Genomic DNA, 17,997 nt, shown 5'->3' with positions numbered 1-17,997 from the left:
TCAGTGCGAGGAGGGGGATCACCCACCACTCGAGCAGCACGTGGTCGACGAACGGCTGGAGGGGGTTGAGCGCGGCAACCACGTAGGGATTCGGGATGGGCGCGACGTCCAGACCGATGTACTCAGGCAGCACGACGTGGTCGTGGGTCAGCAGAGTGGCCGGTCCGACAAGTACTCCCAGCCACACGAGCCGCAACGCGATGCGCTGCCACCGACGTTCGAGGATGCCGTCGGGGAATGACGCAATCATGAGAAGGAAACCGGTGGCGGACAGTCCGTCGGCGGTCAAGCCGATCTGGTTGAACAGCGCAAACGTTGGTGACGCGAGCACGTCGGGGTGCGTCCACACGAAGGTCTCGTACGCGGAACCGACAGCCGACCCCGTGGCACCCAGGGCAACGTAGATCGCAAGCCGCGACGAAGTGGCGGTGAGCAGCCACAGGCCGAAGGCGTAGAGGGGCAGGACGCCGAAGAGCATCCAGCCCAAGCCCTCACCCGGGTGCGACCCTGGAGTCATGATCCCGCGAACGAGCAGGACATAGCCGATCGACCCGGTGCCGACCACACCGAGCACCACGAGCCACGCGCGTCGTGCGAGCACACCTCATGATCCGCCATCGGAGTGCCTTCGGGGGAGTGGGTTTCCCCATGACCACCCCCGGGGCTGCCCTCCATTCGGGACGGGGGAGGGCCGCGTTCCGGGCCGCGAGCCTTCCCGGGACCGTGGATGAAGTGCACCCGGGTGGGTGGCAGGACACAGGGAGGGACATCATGCGCAGGACCTACACCGTGCTCGCGTGGATCATCGCGGCCGGAGTCTTCGTCCAGGCGGCGGCGATCGCCTTCGGCTTCGCCGGAATGGCTGGTTATGTCCAAGGGGGCGGCGTCGTCGACAAGGCACTCGTCGAGAGCCAGACCGCGGGCAACTTCACCGGGGAGCTCGGGTTCCCCATCCACGCGATCGTCGGCGGAATGGTCATCCCGTTCGCAGCCCTCGCGCTCGTCGTCGTGTCGTTCCTGGTCAGGGTGCCCGGCGCGCGGAAGTGGGCGGCGATCGTGCTCGGCCTCGTCGTCGTCCAGGCCATGCTGGGCTACTCGATCACGGACCTGCCCTACCTGGGCCTGATCCATGGCGCCAACGCCCTGGCCGTCCTGCTGAGCTCCGTGCAGGCGGCGCGGCTGGTGGCGCGAGCCGAAGCACGGCCGACCGACTCCACCGTCACGGCCAGTGCCTCGGTCTGACGCTCCGCGAGTTCCCCGAGCCGCTGGCCTCCGTCGTCGCATCCTTGCCGGTCTCGGGCTCACGGCGGCGCTGGCCCTCGCGGTCGTGGCGTGGTCCTCGAGCCGGCTGGGCGAGTACTCGGTCCTCACCATGGGCGTCGACGCACAGCACGTGGGCCACGGTGGACGGGGCGCCGGAGTCAGTGTCACCGCGCTGACTGCTGACCCGTCTGCGCCAGCGGACGTCCGGGTCGAGCTCGTCGCACGGAGTGGGCCGATCGCGCTCCCCGGAGGCCGCAGTGTCCAGGGCTACACCATCAACGGGACCTCTCCCGGACCGACGATCCGCGCGCGGCAGGGTCAGCTCGTCGAGGTGACGCTCGTCAACGAGTCGGTCGGGGCGGGCACGACGCTGCACTGGCACGGCATCGACGTGCCCAACGCGGCCGACGGGGTGGCCGGTGTCACCCAGGACGCCGTGCCCGTGGGCGGGCGGTACGTGTACCGCTTCCGGGCGGACGACGCCGGAACTTACTGGTACCACGCGCACCAGCTTTCCCACGAACAGGTCGAACGAGGCCTGCTCGGCGCCGTCGTCATCGATCCCGCGACGTCAGCGCCCCCCACGGCCGCCACACACCCTACGACCACAGATGCGGTCGCGCTCCTGCACGTCTACGAGGGCCAGCACACGCTCAACGGGCGGGTCGAGGACGAGCACGTCGAGGCTGGTCTGGGGGAGCGCGTCAGGATCCGGGTCATCAACACGGACCAAGGCACGGCTGCCGTCTGGGCGTCGCAGCCGTTCCGCGTCGTCGCCATCGACGGCCGTGACGTCAACCAGCCCACCGATGTCACCGGTCGACGCGTCCTCGTCCCGGCTGGTGGCCGGGTCGACGTCGAAGTGGTGGCACCGGCTGCTGGAGCGGCCCGCGTGCACGTCGGTGGGGCGCGCAGCGTCGTCGTGGGACCGGTGGGTGCGCAGGCGCCGGAGGTGCGCCAGCCGCAGCAGGACCTCGACCTGCTCAGCTACGGCTCACCGGTGCCGCTCGGCTTCGACGCCGAGCGCCCGGATCGCACCTACGACTACGTCATCGGTCGCCGGCCGGGCCTCATCGACGGGCGGCCGGGCATGTTCTGGACGATCAACGGGCGGATGTTCCCCAACGTCCCGATGTTCCACGTCACCACTGGTGACGTCGTTCGCATGCACATCGCGAACGAGTCCGGTGAGGTCCACCCGATGCACCTGCACGGCCATCACCTGGTCGTCCTGTCGCGCAACGGCATTGCGGCCCAAGGCAGCCCGTGGTGGGTCGACTCCCTGGACGTCCACCCGGGCGAGCGCTACGAGGTCGCCTTCGTCGCCGACAACCCGGGCATCTGGACCGACCACTGCCACACGCTCCAGCACGCCGTCGAGGGGCTCGTCGCGCACGTCATGTACGACGGCGTCACGACACCCTTCACCATCAACGGCGCCACGGGGAACCAGCCCGAGTGAGGTGGAGGGACCTACACACGACGGTGCGTGACAATGACGTGGTGACCCCGCGGACAGCTCTTGAGCACCTTGACGTGGCCATCGTCGGCGCCGGCATCTCGGGGATCGACGCGGCCTACCGGTTGCAGACGGAGCTGCCGGACAAGCGCTTCGCGATCCTGGAGGCACGCGATGCGATGGGCGGCACGTGGGACCTCTTCCGGTATCCGGGGGTGCGATCGGACTCCGACATGGGCACGCTGGGCTTCCCGTTCGAGCCCTGGACCGATGCAGAGTCCATCGCCGACGGTGACAAGATCCTCGCCTACATCAGACGGACGGCGGCGCGACACGGCATCGACCGGCAGATCCGCTACGGCCACCGCGTTGTCGCTGCCGACTGGTCGAGCAGCGAGGCGCGGTGGACCCTGACGCTCAGGCAGGGGGACGAGCAGCGCCAGCTGACCTGCGGGTTCCTGCACCTGTGCAGCGGCTACTACGACTACGCGCAGGGCCACCGCCCCGAGTTCCCCGGCGAGGCGCAGTTCACCGGTTCGATCGTCCATCCGCAGTTCTGGCCCGAGGCGCTGGAGGTCGCGGGCCGCCGTGTCGTCATCATCGGATCCGGAGCCACTGCAGTCACGCTCGCTCCGGCGCTCGCCCGGCTCGGTGCGCACACCACGATCCTCCAGCGGTCGCCGAGCTGGATGGTCGCACTTGCGCGGCGGGACCGCATCGCCACCGCAGCCCGCCGCGTGCTTCCGGCCCGGCTGGCTGCGGACGCCGTTCGCTACAAGAACGCCCTGCTGACCTTCGGGTTCTACGAGTTGTGCCGGCGGGCGCCCCGACTGGCGAGCTCCGTGATCACCCGAGGGACGGTGCGGGCCCTGGGTGATCCGGCTCTCGTGGAGCAGCACTTCACCCCGCGCTACGACCCTTGGGACCAGCGCCTCTGCGTCGTGCCCGACGGCGACCTGTTCCGGACGATCCGGGACGGGCAGGTCGAGGTCGTCACCGACACCATCGACACCTTCACGCCGACCGGGATCGGTCTCTCGTCGGGACGCGAACTGCCGGCCGACGTCATCGTCACCGCGACCGGCCTCCGGCTGCTCAGCGCGGGCGGGATCGACCTCAGCGTCGATGGCGAGCGCCGGGCCCCGTCCGAGCTCTTCGTCTACCGCGGCCTGATGCTGGGAGGGATCCCGAACCTCGCGCTCAGCCTCGGCTACGTCAACGCGTCGTGGACGCTGCGCGCCGACCTCGCCTCTCGGTACGTGTGCCGGCTCCTGGCCCACCTGGACCGACACGGGCTGCGCGTGGCAATCCCGACGCCTCCCGACGGCTTGGTCGAGCAGCCGCTCCTGCCACTTCACTCCGGCTACGTGCGACGTGCCGAGGGGAGACTTCCTCACCAGGGGGACCGGGCGCCGTGGCGGATGCGCCAGAGCTACCTGCCCGATCGTCGTGAGCTGCTCCGTGGCGACGTCACCGCGTCGATGGCCTTCCGCTGACCTCGCCGTCGCCGAGTCGCAACCGGTCGGACAGCTCCCCAGCCGCAGCGAGGACCTCGAGACCTCCCATGACGCGCTCGTGGACCGACCATGGGCTGATCGTGTTGACAAAGATCTTCGTCCCGCCCTCGAAGCCCGCGAGCGTCGAGACCCGCCACTTGAGCACGGCGCGCAACGGCATCGGCAGTTCCAGGGAGGGCGGCCGGTGGTGCCACTCCTCGTTGCTCGGCACCTCGACCCCGGTCGCCGCGTGGCAGGCGTGCAAAAGGTCCGAGAAGTCCCGACGCTCGTCGACCGACAGCTCCCACGGGCAGCGGTCCGCCACGAGAGAGTGCACCTCGAGCGACGGGTACCGGTGCCCGATGCCGACGAAGGCCACCGCGGTCGCGGTGCGGCCGACGACCAGCCCCTGCGTCGCGGCATACTCGTGCCCCCACCGCCGGTAGAGGTCAGGCTCCAGGACCACCTGCTCCGCCTCACGCTCCAGCTGGGCGCCGAGCTCGTCGATGGCGACGACCTGCTTGTGCAGGTGGTCGAAGGAGGCGCCCGCCGGCTGGAGCCAGTTCTGGAACACGCTGACGTAGCGGGCGTGCTCGTTGTCGCGATAGAGGCCCTGCATCGCAGTGATCGCGAACTCGACGTACTTGCAGTGCTCCTCGGGCGTCAGCCGCCCTGAGCCGCGCAACAGCGAGTCGTCCAGCGCCCCCGGCTCGAAGTGGTGGCGGGCGACGACGAGCAGGTGGTTGCCGGCGAAGAGCCCCACCGCCTCGCGCTCGACGTCCTCCTCGTTCAGTGACTCGTCCAGCGACCCGGCCCCCCCGGGGTCCGCAGCCCGTGCAGCCATCCGGGTCCGGGCCAGCCGCGCCACGTGCTCGCGGCCGACCGGTGTGGCCAGATAGGCACGCTGGTGGGCCTGCATGGCCAGCGTCGGCTGCCAGCCGTGGACCAGGTGCCAGTAGTCGAAGGAGAGGATCTCGAAGAGGTTGGGCACCAGCCGGAACTCCGCAGGGCTCGCGACAACCTCCTCGGCGGTCAGGCCGCGCACCTCGCGCCAACCCCCCCGCGCGTCGGCGTCACGGACGAGCCGCGCAATCTCGGGGGTCGTCTCGAGCGCTCGATCCGGGCAGAACGAGCAGATCCGGCCGCTGTCCGCGGGGTCGATGGGCAGCGGGGCACGACTCGTGCGGTTGACGGGCCGACGCCCTCGGCCGGGCAACGTCCACACCTTGGTGCCGGTGAACGGGTTGACCTGCTTGATGGTCCCGTCTGGCAGTCGCGTCAGCGGCTCGATCACCCGGCCAGCGTAGGCCGCGGTTGGACGTAGCCGAGGTCACAGCCCGCCGCCCGTTGGCCCCGACTACTGTCCCGTACATGCGAGCAGCGAGAGTCACCGTCCTCGAAGGGCCTGCGGCCGTCACCGTCGAGGAGGTCGAGGAGCCCACCCTCGAGCCCGGCCACGTCCTCGTCGACGTCCACGAGGCGGGCGTCAGCTTCCCCGACGTGCTCCAGAGCAAGGGCCTCTACCAGATGAAGCCCGACCTGCCCTTCATCCCCGGCGCCGAGTGCGCCGGCGTCGTGCGCCGAGCCGGTGCCGACAGCACTTTCCAGCCCGGCGACCGGGTCGCGGCCTTCCCGGTCCTCGGCGCCTTCGCGGAGACGGTCGCCGTCCCCGAGGCCATGGTCTTCCCGCTGCCGGACGGCGTCTCCTTCACCGCAGGCGCCGCGCTGCTCATGAACTACCTCACCGTCCACTTTGCCCTCGCCCGCCGCGGTCACCTCGAGCGCGGCGAGACCGTGCTCGTCCACGGCGCGGCCGGGGGCATCGGCACCGCCACGATCCAGCTGGCCAAGGCGATGGGCGCGCGCGTCATCGCGGTCGTGTCGTCGGACGAGAAGCGGTCCACCGCCGAGAAGGCTGGGGCTCACCACGCGATCGCTGCCGACGGGTTTCTCGCTCGGGCAAAGGAACTGACGGGTGGCCGTGGCGTCGACATCGTGGTGGACCCGGTCGGCGGCGACCGATTCACGGACAGCCTCCGCAGCCTCGCGCCAGAGGGTCGGGTGCTCGTCATCGGCTTCACCGCCGGATCGATCCCCGAGGTGAAGGTCAACCGGCTACTGCTGAACAACATCAGCGTCGTCGGTGTCGCGTGGGGTGCCATGTGGATGAGCGAGCCCGGCTACCTTCGCACCCAGTGGCACGCCCTCACTCCCCTGCTGGAGAGCGGTGCCATCGACCCGCCGATCGGCAGCACCCATCCCCTGGAGGACGTTGCCGCTGCACTGACCGAGATCGACGAGCGTCGTGCCCTCGGGAAGGTCACGTTGCGCGTCCGCTGAGGTGGGCGATCGGGGCCGTAGATTCTGTCGTATGCCGCTCAGCTCGCTCCCAGCGCCCACGTCCTCCCGGCGCGTCCTCATCACCGGCGCCGCCTCCGGCCTCGGACTGGCGCTCGCTCGCGGGCTCGCCGAGCGGGGGGACCGGGTCTTGGCCACCGACGTTGCGAGAGCTCGCCCGGACTCGGTCCCTGCCGGCGTCGACTACCTGCCCCTGGACGTCCGACTGGACGCCGACTGGACGAGCGCCCTTGCGCACGTGCGAGACTCGTGGGGCGGCGTGGACGTGCTCGTCAACAACGCAGGCGTCGCGACGGGCGGTCGGATCGACGTGGCCACGATGGACGAGTGGCACCGGATCGTCGACATCAACCTGCTCGGCGTCGTCCGCGGCTGTCGGACCTTCACGCCGCTCCTCAAGGAGCAGGGCCGCGGTCACATCGTCAACGTCGCCTCCCTGGCCGGCCTGGTTCACGCCCCAGGCATGGCGTCGTACAACGCCGTCAAGGCGGGCGTGGTCGCGGTCAGCGAGACCCTCGACCATGAGCTGGCGCCTCACGGGATCGCCGTGTCAGTCGTGTGCCCGGCGTTCTTCCGCACCAACCTCGGCGCCTCCTTCGCCGGCGCCGATGGCGACATGGAGGCGGCGGGCAAACGTCTGCTTGAGCGGTCCAGGCGCTCTGCCGATGAGGTCGCGGCCATCGTCATCAGCGGGATCGACGCTCGCCGGGACATCATCCTCACCGATTGGGATGGTCGAATTGCTTGGCGGGTCAAGAGATTCGCGCGGCCGATCTATCGGCTGGCGATGCGTAGGGCTGGAGCTCGGATCGCCTCGACGTCCCACACGATCGAGTGAACAGCTTTTGGACACAGATGTTGTTCACTCGATCGAATGGTGAGGGTCGGGACTGTGCGTGTCGTCAGGAGCTCCGGCGAAGGTCGACGCGGGCCGGAGACTCGGCCCCGAGCACGCCGCGGAGGCTCGCGGCGATCAGGTCCGCGGCGTCGCCTGACTCCGACACGTCGAAGGTCGCCGAGAGATGAGGGTCGTCGCCGTCGGGCTCCCAGCCCAGCGCGGCCAGGGTCCCCAGCTGGCGTGCCGTGAGGTCGGTGATGCCTTCGAACTCCGCGTCACCGATGCACTCGAGGGCGAGCAGCCCCTCGATCGGTCGGGCCTGGAGGAAGACGTCGGGAACGGGCGGGGGCGGCGGTGGCGGTGCGAACGCCCGGCGCCACCCTCTGCGTGCCTCACGCCGCTCCTCTGCGACCGCCGCCGCCGAGTCGACGTGGACGACGAACGTCACCCAGTCATCCGGACCGAGGTGCTCGAGTTCCCTTGCGACACGGGCGCTCCAGGCCTCCCACGTCTCATCGGTCGCGTCCGTGCTGTCCACTGCGGCGGTCAGGTCGGGTCGAGCGCTCGCACATCCACGACCGCCGTCTCGAGCAACCGCCGCAGGTGCTCAGGGATCGGCGTGGGGCGGCGTGTGTCGGCGTCGATCTCGACGTGGACCCAGTGGCCCAACGCCTTGGGCGGGCCGTCGCCAACCTCGGCAATCTCGGGGTCGACGAACAGTCCCAGCTGGTACGTGACGCTGCTTGTCCCCAGCCGGGTAATACGCAGGCCGACGATGAGTGGCGTGGGGAAGGCGACCTCCGAGTAGAACGTGCAACTCGACTCGGCAACGACGCCCTGGGTCGGGTCCGTCAGCGGGTCGATGGTGACGTGCTCGACCTGCCATCCGTTGATCGCGGAGTCGAACAGCTCGTAGTACACGGCGTTGTTGAGGTGCCCGTACATGTCGTTGTCCGACCATCGAGTGGTAACGGGACGGTGAACCGGGAAGTCTGAGAGAGTCAGAGAGCGCGGATCGACCACCTGACCATCCTGCCCGACGACGGGCCCGTTTGGCCGCGTAACCTGCATTCATGTCCACCTGGATCGTCTTCCTCCGGGCCGTGAACGTGGGTGGACGCGCGTATCCCATGGCTGAGCTGCGGGCCGCGCTCACCGAGGCGGGATACGGCGACGTCGAGACGCACATACAGACGGGGAACGTCCGTTTGACCAGTCCGGTTCGCTCTCGGGCCAAGCTCGAGACCGCGCTCGAGGTCCTCTTCGAGGCGGATCGTGGCTTCTCGGTGGCCACTGTCGCGCTCACCCCGGGAGAGCTGACCCGGGTGGCAGCCGACGCCACGGTCCTCGCGGAAGCGAGCCCAGCGGCATACGGCCATTATGTGAGCCTCGTGAAGGCGACCCCCGCTGCGGCCGATGCGAAGCGGGTGGAGGCGCTTTCTCGTGATGGTGAACGAATCTACGTGCGCGGCCGGGCGGTTCACTTGCTCCTCGACATTCCCTACGGCACGGCAAAGGTGTCGAACGCAGCCATCGAGAAGATCCTTGGGCCGGCCACGAATCGAAATCTCAAGGTCATCACCGCACTTGCCGAGAAGTGGGGCTGACTCGCCATGCACGTGGAGGTCTGATGAAGAAGATCGGTTTCCTGTCGTTCGGGCACTGGACGCCCTCGCCGCACTCGCAGACGCGGTCGGCGGCCGATGCGCACCTGCAGTCCATCGACCTGGCGGTTGCGGCCGAGGACCTCGGTGCGGACGGCGCGTACTTCCGGGTGCATCACTTCGCGCGCCAGCTCGCCTCGCCCTTCCCGCTGCTCGCGGCCGTCGGAGCACGGACAAACCGGATCGAGATCGGCACCGGCGTCATCGACATGCGCTACGAGAACCCGCTCTACATGGCCGAGGACGCCGGTGCTGCGGACGTCATCTCCGGTGGGCGACTGCAGCTGGGGATCAGCCGTGGATCGCCGGAGCAGGTCATCGACGGCTTCCGGTACTTCGGGCACGTGCCGGCCGAGGGCTCGGACGCGGCGTCCATGGCGCGTGAGCACGCCCAGGTGTTCCTCGAACTCCTCAAGGGGGAGGGCTTCGCCGAGCCGAACCCGCGGCCGATGTTCCCCAACCCGCCCGGCCTGCTGCGCATCGAGCCGCACTCGCCCGGGCTGCGCGACCGCATCTGGTGGGGAGCCGGCACGCGGGCCACGGCGGAGTGGACGGCCGAGCTGGGGATGAACCTCATGAGCAGCACGCTGCTGACCGAGGACACGGGAGTGCCGTTCCACCAGCTCCAGGCGGAGCAGATCCAGCGCTTCCGGGACGCCTGGAAGGCTGCGGGTCACGAGCGCGAGCCGCGAGTCTCCGTGAGCCGGAGCATCTTCCCGATTGTGGACGAGCTGGACCGGCAGTACTTCTTCCGCGAGTCCGGGAGCCAGGACCAGGTCGGTCAGCTCGAGGGCGGCCTCGCGCGGTTCGGCAAGACCTACGCCGATGAGCCGGAGCGGCTCGTCGCCGCCCTCGCCGAGGACGAGGCGATCGCGGCCGCCGACACCCTGCTCCTGACGGTCCCGAACCAGCTCGGCGTCGACTACAACGCGCACGTCATCGAGAGCGTCCTGACGCACGTGGCCCCGGAGCTCGGGTGGCGCTGAGCCTGTGGATGGCCATCCAGAGTGTCAGGTGGCCCGCCTAGAGTCGGTCGCATGGCGTGGAGCGTGGGTCGGGCGACGTGGGTCGGTGAGCTGTCCGACCCGGAGATCGCCCAGCAGGTCGGCTCCCGCACCTTCGACCGGGGCGTGGCCTATGCGGCCCAGCACCGCGTCCGGTCGCTGGCGGCGCGTCCCGAGGGGATGATGCTGCTCGGCACTGTCGAGGGTTCCGGCTCGGAGACCTACCAGACCATCATCGAGGCGAGGCCCCACCCGAAGGGGCGGGCGCCGTTGTGGTCCGGTCGGTGCAGCTGCCCGGTCGGCTCGGACTGCAAGCACGTCGTCGCGCTCCTCCTGCTGGCGCGGGACGTCGCCAACGGCAAGGAGCCGCCGGACCTCGTCAGTGACGCCGGTGTGCCCGCTGCCGGCGCTGAGACGATGGTCGAGGGCGGGGCGATGACAGCCCCGTCCGCACGCTCGGAGGCCCATTGGGCGGACGTGCTCGGCCACGTGCGACCGCGAGGGCGGGACCGGGAGGTTCCGGCGGCTCCGGAGCCGCGCGGGGACCTCATGCCCGCCGGGCTCTTCGTCGACGCGATCTACCGGAGCGGTGGCTGGCAGAAACAGCCGGAGATCGGCTATGGGCTGCGGGCCACGCGCCGGACCCGCACCGGTTCGTGGCACCAGAGCCTGACGTGGCACGACGCGCTCCCGCAGTGGCGGTCCGGCGTCCGCTACCTGCCGGAGCACGAGCGGATCCTGACGAGGTTGCGGGACGAGGCGCGCAGGGGATCCGGCAGCACGACGTACTTCACCGCAGCGGCCCCGCTCAACCTCGACGCGAGTCCGGAGGTGTGGCCGCTGCTGCGCGAGGCGCGTGACGCCGGGATCGCCCTGTTGCCCGGCGAGGGCGTCGCGGGACCGGTGCGGCTCCTCGACGAGCCGGCCGAGCTCGTCCTCCACGTGCTCAAGGCCGACGACGGCTCGGGCGACCTCGTCCTCAGGGTCACGACCGAGGGCCTGCCGGAGGACCTCGTCGGCGAGGTGCTGCACATCGGTGACCCGGTGCACGGTCTCGTCATCGAGGGTGACGACGGCGCGCTGACGCTGGTAGCCCTCGAGCAGGATCTCGGCCTCGACCGCAACGCGGTCACCCAGGCCCTGGCCGGCCTGCGGGTGCCGGCCGAGGAACGATCCCGGTTCCTCACCACGGCGGTGCCCGGGCTGCGTGACCACGTCAGGGTCCGGTCCGACATCCCACTTCCCGCCCCCAAGGGCCAGCCCGACGAGCTGCCGGAGCGCGTTCAGGTGCACGTCCACGTCGTCGGCGACGTGCCGGGCGAGCTGCGCCTCGATCTGGGCTTCGCCTACGACGGGCACGTGCGGCCCTTCACCACGCAGCGGTTCGGCGGGGCGGTCCGGGACCGCGCCGCAGAGCGGGTCGCTGTCGAGGGCGCAACCTCGGTGCACGCTGTCCGGGGCGCCACTTGGCGTGACTCGACGGGGTATCTGCATCTGGCAACTCACTTGGAGCTCAAGGGAGTCGACGCGGCAAGGTTCGTCACCGAGCAGCTCGAGCAGCTGGAGGCAGACGAGCACGTCGTCGTCGCCGTCGAGAGCGAGCTGGCTACCTATGAGGAGGTGACGAGCGCCCCCGTCATCCGGATCGGCACGGACGACCAGGAAGGTGACGGCCACCGGCGGCGGGTCGACGACGGGCCGACCGACTGGTTCGACCTGCGGATCTCGGTCGAGGTCGACGGTGAGGCGGTCCCCTTCGAGCCGCTCTTCGCGGCGCTGGCTGAGGGGGACGAGGTCATGCTCCTCGACTCCGGAGCCTGGTTCCGTCTCGACCGACCGGAGCTGCGCCGACTCAAGGAGCTCATCGAGGAGGCGCGCGAGATCGCCGACCCTTCGTCCGGTGGGCTGCGCCTGTCCCCGCACCACGTCGATTTCTGGGACGAGCTCGTCGCCCTCGGCGTCGTCGACCACCAGAGCACGCGGTGGGCGGCCAACGTCGCGGCGCTCGGTGCGGAGCTCGCCGCCGCGCAGCCGCCGCCGGTGCCGACAGACCTGCACGCCACGCTGCGGCCCTACCAGCTCGAGGGCTATCACTGGCTGGCCCGGCTGTGGGACGCGCGGATCGGCGGCATCCTTGCCGACGACATGGGCCTCGGGAAGACGCTGCAGGTCATCGCCGTCCTCGCCCGGGCTCATGAGCGGGGCGAGCTCGGCAGCCGGGTGTCGGTCCCCGCCGCCCAGGGCCGCGGACCGGTTCTCGTCGTTGCCCCGACGAGCGTCGTCGGGACCTGGCTCGGGGAGCTCGAGACCTTCGCGCCGCACCTGCAGGTGGCGGCCGTGACCGAGACGAGCCGCAAACGTGGGACGCCCGTCACGGAGGCCGTCGCGGATGCCCAGGTGATCGTCACGTCCTATGCCGTGCTTCGCCTCGACGACGCGGCGTTCCGCGAGATCGAGTGGGGTGGCGTCGTCCTCGATGAGGCGCAGTTCGTCAAGAACCGCCAGGCCAAGACGCACGTCGCCGTGCGCCGCCTCGGGGCACCCTTCACCCTCGCCGTGACCGGCACGCCGCTCGAGAACTCCCTCATGGACCTGTGGGCGCTGCTGTCGCTGACTGCGCCCGGGCTCTATCCCAGGCCGGACGTCTTCACCAAGAACTACCGCAAGCCGATCGAGTCGGGAGCGCGGCCCGAGCTGCTCGACCACCTGCGCCGCCGGATCCGCCCCCTGATGCTGCGCCGGACCAAGGACCAGGTCGCGCTGGACCTGCCGCCCAAGCAAGTGCAGGTGCTGCCGCTCGACCCCCACCCGGTCCACGGCCACATCTACGACCAGCACCTCCAGCGCGAGCGGCAGCGGGTGCTGGGCCTGCTGGGTGACCCGGAGGCCAACCGCGTCGCGATCCTCGCGTCGCTCACTCGACTGCGCCAGCTCGCCCTCGACCCGTCACTCGTCGACGACGCACATCACGGCAAGGCGACCGCGGCCAAGGTCGACTTCCTCGTCGAGCAGCTCAAGGAGCTCGAGGCAGAGGGACACCGGGCCCTCGTGTTCAGCCAGTTCACCGGCTTCCTCCGCATCGTCGAGCGGGCCCTCGCGGCGGCGGGTCTGCGCACCTCGTACCTCGACGGCTCGACACGGGACCGGCAGTCGGTCATCCGAGGCTTCCGGGACGGGGATGCAACGGCGTTCCTCATCAGCCTCAAGGCAGGCGGCTTCGGACTGACGCTGACCGAGGCCGACTACGTCTTCGTCCTCGACCCCTGGTGGAACCCCGCGGCCGAGGCCCAGGCGATCGACCGGGCGCACCGCATCGGGCAGGGCAAACCGGTCACCGTCTACCGGCTCGTCTCGGCGGGAACGATCGAGGAGAAGGTCGTCGCGCTCCAGGAGCGCAAGCGGGACCTCTTCCAGCGCGTCGTCGACGAGGGCGGTGCACTGTCCGGCGCCATCACGGCGGACGATGTCAAGGACCTGCTCGGCTTGCCGAGCTGACCAGGTGGAGGCGCGAATCCCGCAGCCTGCCAGCCGGACTCGGGTCAGCCGCTGTCGCTGGTGGTGATGCCGTCGATGAGCTGCTGGGCCAGCGCTCCGTATTCCCGCACCACCTCGCCCAGCTCGGTCTCCTCTGGAGCGAGCAGGCGGACCATCCGCGAGCCGGCAGCGAGGCCGATGAGGAGACAGGCAAGTTGATCAGCGCGTCGCCGTCCGGGCGCATCCGTGGTCGGGAACCGCTTGAGCATTCGCTCGCGGAACTCGGCCCGGGCCGCAGCAGGATCCGGTGCTCCGGAGATCAGGTAGAGGCCCCGCAGCCAGGGCTCGGCCACGTCGTCCGTGCGCCGGTCGAGCATTCGTCGGACGAGCAGCTCGCCGAGTCCGTCAAGGGGCTGGTTCGCATCGATCGGGGTCGGCTCGAGCGGCGTCGCGTCGGCGTAGAGCCGCTCCTTGCTCCCGCAGCACTTCATGACCAGGGCCGGGCTGACGCCAGCCTCGGCGGCGACCTCACGGATCGTGGTGGCGGCGTAGCCGCGCTCGCCGAACAGCCGTCGCGCAGCATGGAGGATGGCCGCGCGCGAGGAGCCGCTGCCGGGGGCCGGGCTGTCGGGCGGACCTCGATGGCCGAGAGCAGTCACGACGCCCGCTCCACGGCCTGCGGGATCCCCGTCACGATGTCGACATCGAGTGTCGCCGACGTGCTGCCGATCTGCACTGCGCGGGACCGGGTCCGGCCGGTGGCGTGGTCGACGACGGTGAGGACGTAGCGGCCCGGGGGCGGGAGCCCGATCTCGTACCTCCCGTCGGGATCGGCATGGGCGGTCGCGACGTACTCGCCGGAGTGCCGGATGAGCGACAGCATGATGGCCCCCAGCGGCGTGCCGTCGTCCGTGACCCGCCCGCTGAGGAGCAGCCGGCGCGTCATGGTGATCGGCTCCAGGTCCCCGTGGCCGATCCCGACCAGGCCGGACTGGGGCGCCCAGCCGTCCGCAGAGGCGACCACGAGGTACCTGCCCGCAGACGGGAGCGCCAGGACGTACCGGCCCTCGTTGTCCGTGCGGCCCCAGTCGACGTGCCGTCCGTCCGGGTGCAGCACCGTGACGACGCCCTGCCGGATCGGCTTGCCGGACCGGCTGCGCACCAGACCGCGGACGAGCATCTCGGGCTGGCTGTCAACCGGCTTGACGGCGTCGCGCTTGCCGGCCGCAACGATGCCCGGCTCCGCGGCGACCTCCCCGGCACCTTCTTCGAGCACCGTGGGCCGGACGATGAAGGCGGCCACGCCGGCACCCGTGAGGGCTGCGGCGGTGCCCAGCCAGAAGACGAGCTGGTAGGCGCCGAAGGTCGGGATCGGAGCGCCGCCGACCTCCATGGTCAAACCAGAGAAGATCGCTGCCAGCACCGCGCTGGCGCTGGAGGTGCCGATGGCCCGGAGCAGCGTGTTGAGTCCATTGGCCGACGCTGTCTCGGTGATCGGCACCGACCGCATGATCAGCGTGGGCATCGCCGCGAACGCGAGGACCATCCCGACCGACGAGACGCCGGTGGCCACGACCACCTCGAGGAGCGTGGCGTGCAGGAAGCTGCGCATGACGAAGCCGGCCGCCATGACGATCGCGCCTGCGATGAGCATCGCCCGCGGCCCGAATCGCCGGATCAGGGTGGCGGCCACCGGCGACAACAGGACCATGAGGATGCCGTTGGGCAACAGGATGAGGCCGGTCTCGACGACGGACAGGCCGAAGCCGTAGCCGGACTCGACGGGCATCTGGACCTGCTGCGTGGAGCTGAGGAAGTTGGCGAACATGGCGAAGCCGACGAGGACCGACGCCACGTTCGTGAGCAGGACGGTGCGCCGGAGCGAGGTCCGGATGTCGACGAGGGGCTGCCCCGACCGGAGCTCGATCGGGACCCAGGCGGCCACGGTGAGCGCGGCGACCACGAGCAGGAAGAGCGTCCTCCGGTCGGCCCAGCCCCAGGCGCCCGCCTTGGACACGGCGAGGAGGAAGCAGGTCAGGGCCAACGAGAGCAGCGCGGCACCGAGGTAGTCGAAGCGGCCCCCCGCCCGGACCGTGGACTCCGGCACGACGAGGAGCACCGCGACGAGCATGACGACGGCGAAGCCGCCGGAGACGAGGAAGAGGGCATGCCAGTCGAAGTTGGACGAGATGACCCCCGCGAGCGGCATGCCGACGGCGCCCCCGATCCCGAGCGTCGCGCTCATCAGCGCGACGCCCGAGCCCACCTTGTCGGCCGGCAGGTGGTCGCGCATGATGCTGATCCCGACGGGCACAAGGGCCGTCCCGATGCCGGCCAGACCGCGACCCGTGACGACGAGCGCGAGCGACGTACTCATCGCTGCCACGGCGGAACCGACGATGACCGACCCAAGGCAGACGAGGAGCATGAGGCGCTTGCCGAACATGTCTGCAAGGCGGGAGACGATCGGCGTCCCGACCGCACCCGTCAGCAGGGTGATCGTGACCAGCCACGAGGCGTTCTCGCTCGTCGTGCCGAGGATGTCCGGGAACTCCGGCAACAGCGGCAGGACGAGGGTCTGCTGCAACGACACGAGCGTCCCGCACAACGCGAGGACAGTGATGATCAGGCCCGTCGGCAGGCGGGCTCTCTCGCGCTGGTCGGGCGGCACGGTCGTCGTGGTGCTGGTCACGGCCACTCCTGGAGCTGGGGGTGAACAAAAGTTCACCCACAACCTAACCGACCACCCACGACGCAGTGACCCGATCACCCGGCTCAGCGGCATACGGGAGATCGGTTTGACTTCAAGGCGGCTTGAGGACGAAGGATGCAGTCAGCGGGCACCTGACCCCGCGCGGACACCCTGTTTGGCCTGCTCAGGCGCGGCATAGAGTGGTCGGGGCCGGCAGGTCTTCGACGAAAGGAATGACAGTGGCTTACACGCTTCCGGAGCTGGACTACGACTACGCGGCTCTCGAGCCGCACATCAGCGCTCGCATCATGGAGCTGCACCACAGCAAGCACCACAAGGCCTACGTTGACGGCGCCAACGCCGCGGTCGCCAAGCTCGAGGAGCTCCGCGACTCAGGCGACTACGCCGCGGTCAACGGCGTCGAGAAGAACCTCGCCTTCCACCTCGGTGGCCACACGAACCACTCCGTCTTCTGGAAGAACATGAGCCCGGACGGCGGCGGCCAGCCCGACGGCGAGGTCAAGGCCGCGATCGACGAGTACTTCGGCGGCTTCGAGAAGTTCCAGGCCCACTTCAACGCGAACGCCAACGCGATCCAGGGCTCCGGCTGGTCGATCTGGGCGTGGGACACCCTCGCCGAGCGGCCGCACATCATGCAGTTGTTCGACCAGCAGGGCAACATCCCCGTCGGCCAGATCCCGCTGCTCCAGCTCGACATGTGGGAGCACGCGTTCTACCTGCAGTACGAGAACGTCAAGGCCGACTACGTCAAGGCGTGGTGGAACATCGTCAACTGGCAGGACGTCGCCCAGCGTCTCCAGCGCGCCCGCGCCACAAAGGGGCTCATCATCTCGGCGTGACGCCCGAGGCATATCACGGAGTGCCAGACGCGCGCCATGCCGCGCGTCTGGCACTCAGGGACCACCCTTGCGCTCCATGGGGAGCGGGAGAATCATGGCTGGCACGCAGTCCCGTCGGTCAAGGAGGGTTCATGAGCGTCTACCGGGTCACCGAACTCATCGGCACCAGCTCGCAGTCGTGGGAGGACGCGGCGGGTGTGGCGCTCACGCAGGCCCAGCAGACCCTTCGGGACCTCAGGGTCGCAACAGTCGTCGAGCAGGACGTCGCGATCGACGAGGACGGCTCGTTCCTGTACCGGACCAAGCTGCGGGTCTCCTTCAAGTACGAAGCCGAATAGCCCGGGCTTTCACGCCGGCGGGTTCACCGGCGTTGGCCGTATGCCGCTGGGCCCGCTCGTGGACGCACGTGCAGTCGATCACGCGGCTGGGTCACAATCGAGCCCATGGCGCTCACGATCAGGCCGGCCGAGCCGGGCGACTTCGAGGCTGTCGGCGAGATCACCGTGCGGGCGTACCTCGACGGCGGACACCTGTCGGAGGACTCCACCTATGTCCAGACGCTGGCAGACGCCCGTCGTCGTGCCGAGGGCGCGGAGCTGTGGGTCGCTGCGGACGACGACGGCAAGGTGCTCGGGACGGTGACGTTCGCGCCGCCCGGCACCGCCTTCCATGAGATCGCCCTGGCGGAGGAGGGCGACGTGCGGATGCTCGCAGTCGATCCGTCGGCGCAGGGACGCGGGATCGGCGAGGCCCTCATGGTCCGCTGCATCGAGCGTGCCCGCGCCCTCGGGCTGGTGGGCCTCGCCCTGTCGACGCAGCCGTCCATGCGCGCGGCGCACCGGGTCTATGGACGGCTCGGTTTCGTGCGCGTGCCCGACCGGGACTGGCA

At 70.0% G+C, this 17,997-nt stretch carries 17 protein-coding genes; 11 read left to right on the top strand and 6 right to left on the bottom strand.

The features are described 5' to 3' along the window. A partial coding sequence (locus VIR15_RS20570; RefSeq protein WP_331931260.1) for a hypothetical protein occupies positions 1-601 on the bottom strand: 601 nt, incomplete at its 3' end. Positions 602-771: 170 nt separating this feature from the next. On the opposite strand from VIR15_RS20570, the gene VIR15_RS20565 reads away from it, so the two are divergent. Genes VIR15_RS20565 through VIR15_RS20555 form a run of 3 tightly spaced genes read left to right on the top strand, consistent with a single transcriptional unit; the run spans position 772 to position 4,218 of the window. Beyond that, positions 772-1,242 carry a hypothetical protein gene (locus VIR15_RS20565; protein ID WP_331931258.1) on the top strand — a complete coding sequence of 157 codons (471 nt, stop codon included), beginning with the start codon at positions 772-774 and terminating at the stop codon, positions 1,240-1,242. Then, complete coding sequence (locus tag VIR15_RS20560) at positions 1,229-2,725, top strand: multicopper oxidase family protein (RefSeq protein ID WP_331931256.1); 1,497 nt, start codon at positions 1,229-1,231, stop codon at positions 2,723-2,725. Before VIR15_RS20565 ends, VIR15_RS20560 begins: the two co-directional genes overlap by 14 nt. Positions 2,726-2,766: 41 nt before the next feature. Next, entirely contained in the window at positions 2,767-4,218 is a 1,452-nt protein-coding gene (locus tag VIR15_RS20555; protein ID WP_331931254.1) for a flavin-containing monooxygenase, read from the top strand. On the opposite strand, the gene VIR15_RS20550 is transcribed toward VIR15_RS20555, so the two are convergent. Further along, complete coding sequence (locus VIR15_RS20550) at positions 4,193-5,512, bottom strand: DUF4921 family protein (protein WP_331931252.1); 1,320 nt, start codon at positions 5,510-5,512, stop codon at positions 4,193-4,195. The two genes, VIR15_RS20555 and VIR15_RS20550, sit on opposite strands and share 26 nt — an antisense overlap. Before the next feature lie 77 nt (positions 5,513-5,589). On the opposite strand from VIR15_RS20550, the gene VIR15_RS20545 reads away from it, so the two are divergent. After that, a complete protein-coding gene (locus VIR15_RS20545; RefSeq protein WP_331931250.1) occupies positions 5,590-6,558 on the top strand; it encodes an NADPH:quinone oxidoreductase family protein in 969 nt (322 codons plus the stop codon). A gap of 31 nt (positions 6,559-6,589) precedes the next feature. Continuing rightward, entirely contained in the window at positions 6,590-7,414 is an 825-nt protein-coding gene (locus VIR15_RS20540; RefSeq protein WP_331931248.1) for an SDR family NAD(P)-dependent oxidoreductase, read from the top strand. A 64-nt stretch (positions 7,415-7,478) separates the two neighbouring features. Here the strand turns inward: VIR15_RS20540 and VIR15_RS20535 are convergent, their stop codons facing one another. Together VIR15_RS20535 and VIR15_RS20530 are read right to left on the bottom strand one after the other, a co-directional pair. After that, the gene (locus VIR15_RS20535) at positions 7,479-7,952 is read right to left on the bottom strand and encodes a TY-Chap domain-containing protein (protein ID WP_331931245.1); all 474 of its coding nucleotides are present in this window, start codon (positions 7,950-7,952) and stop codon (positions 7,479-7,481) included. 8 nt (positions 7,953-7,960) lie between these two features. Then, positions 7,961-8,485 (bottom strand): acyl-CoA thioesterase, encoded by a 525-nt coding sequence (locus tag VIR15_RS20530; protein ID WP_331931243.1) that lies wholly within the window; start codon positions 8,483-8,485, stop codon positions 7,961-7,963. A gap of 2 nt (positions 8,486-8,487) precedes the next feature. On the opposite strand from VIR15_RS20530, the gene VIR15_RS20525 reads away from it, so the two are divergent. Genes VIR15_RS20525 through VIR15_RS20515 form a run of 3 tightly spaced genes read left to right on the top strand, consistent with a single transcriptional unit; the run spans position 8,488 to position 13,577 of the window. Beyond that, positions 8,488-9,021 carry a DUF1697 domain-containing protein gene (locus tag VIR15_RS20525; protein WP_331931241.1) on the top strand — a complete coding sequence of 178 codons (534 nt, stop codon included), beginning with the start codon at positions 8,488-8,490 and terminating at the stop codon, positions 9,019-9,021. Positions 9,022-9,044: 23 nt separating this feature from the next. Beyond that, positions 9,045-10,064, top strand: a complete 1,020-nt coding sequence (locus VIR15_RS20520; protein WP_331931239.1) for an LLM class flavin-dependent oxidoreductase — start codon at positions 9,045-9,047, stop codon at positions 10,062-10,064. Between the two features lie 51 nt (positions 10,065-10,115). Next, entirely contained in the window at positions 10,116-13,577 is a 3,462-nt protein-coding gene (locus tag VIR15_RS20515) for a DEAD/DEAH box helicase (protein ID WP_331931237.1), read from the top strand. A gap of 44 nt (positions 13,578-13,621) precedes the next feature. Here the strand turns inward: VIR15_RS20515 and VIR15_RS20510 are convergent, their stop codons facing one another. Together VIR15_RS20510 and VIR15_RS20505 are read right to left on the bottom strand one after the other, a co-directional pair. Continuing rightward, complete coding sequence (locus tag VIR15_RS20510) at positions 13,622-14,215, bottom strand: TetR/AcrR family transcriptional regulator (RefSeq protein WP_331931235.1); 594 nt, start codon at positions 14,213-14,215, stop codon at positions 13,622-13,624. Next, positions 14,212-16,248 (bottom strand): MFS transporter, encoded by a 2,037-nt coding sequence (locus VIR15_RS20505; protein ID WP_331931233.1) that lies wholly within the window; start codon positions 16,246-16,248, stop codon positions 14,212-14,214. Before VIR15_RS20505 ends, VIR15_RS20510 begins: the two co-directional genes overlap by 4 nt. A gap of 233 nt (positions 16,249-16,481) precedes the next feature. Here VIR15_RS20505 and VIR15_RS20500 point away from each other — a divergent pair, with 233 nt between their 5' ends. The 3 genes from VIR15_RS20500 to VIR15_RS20490 form a co-directional block, all read left to right on the top strand. Further along, a complete protein-coding gene (locus VIR15_RS20500; RefSeq protein ID WP_331931231.1) occupies positions 16,482-17,108 on the top strand; it encodes a superoxide dismutase in 627 nt (208 codons plus the stop codon). 131 nt (positions 17,109-17,239) lie between these two features. After that, positions 17,240-17,446 (top strand): dodecin family protein, encoded by a 207-nt coding sequence (locus VIR15_RS20495; protein WP_331931229.1) that lies wholly within the window; start codon positions 17,240-17,242, stop codon positions 17,444-17,446. Between the two features lie 105 nt (positions 17,447-17,551). Beyond that, positions 17,552-17,997: GNAT family N-acetyltransferase (locus VIR15_RS20490; RefSeq protein ID WP_331931227.1), on the top strand; the 446-nt coding region annotated here is incomplete at its 3' end.

It is taken from the genome of Intrasporangium sp. (genome assembly GCF_036566125.1).
Taxonomy (GTDB): domain Bacteria; phylum Actinomycetota; class Actinomycetes; order Actinomycetales; family Dermatophilaceae; genus Intrasporangium.
This window is presented reverse-complemented; position numbering and strand designations above follow the sequence as displayed.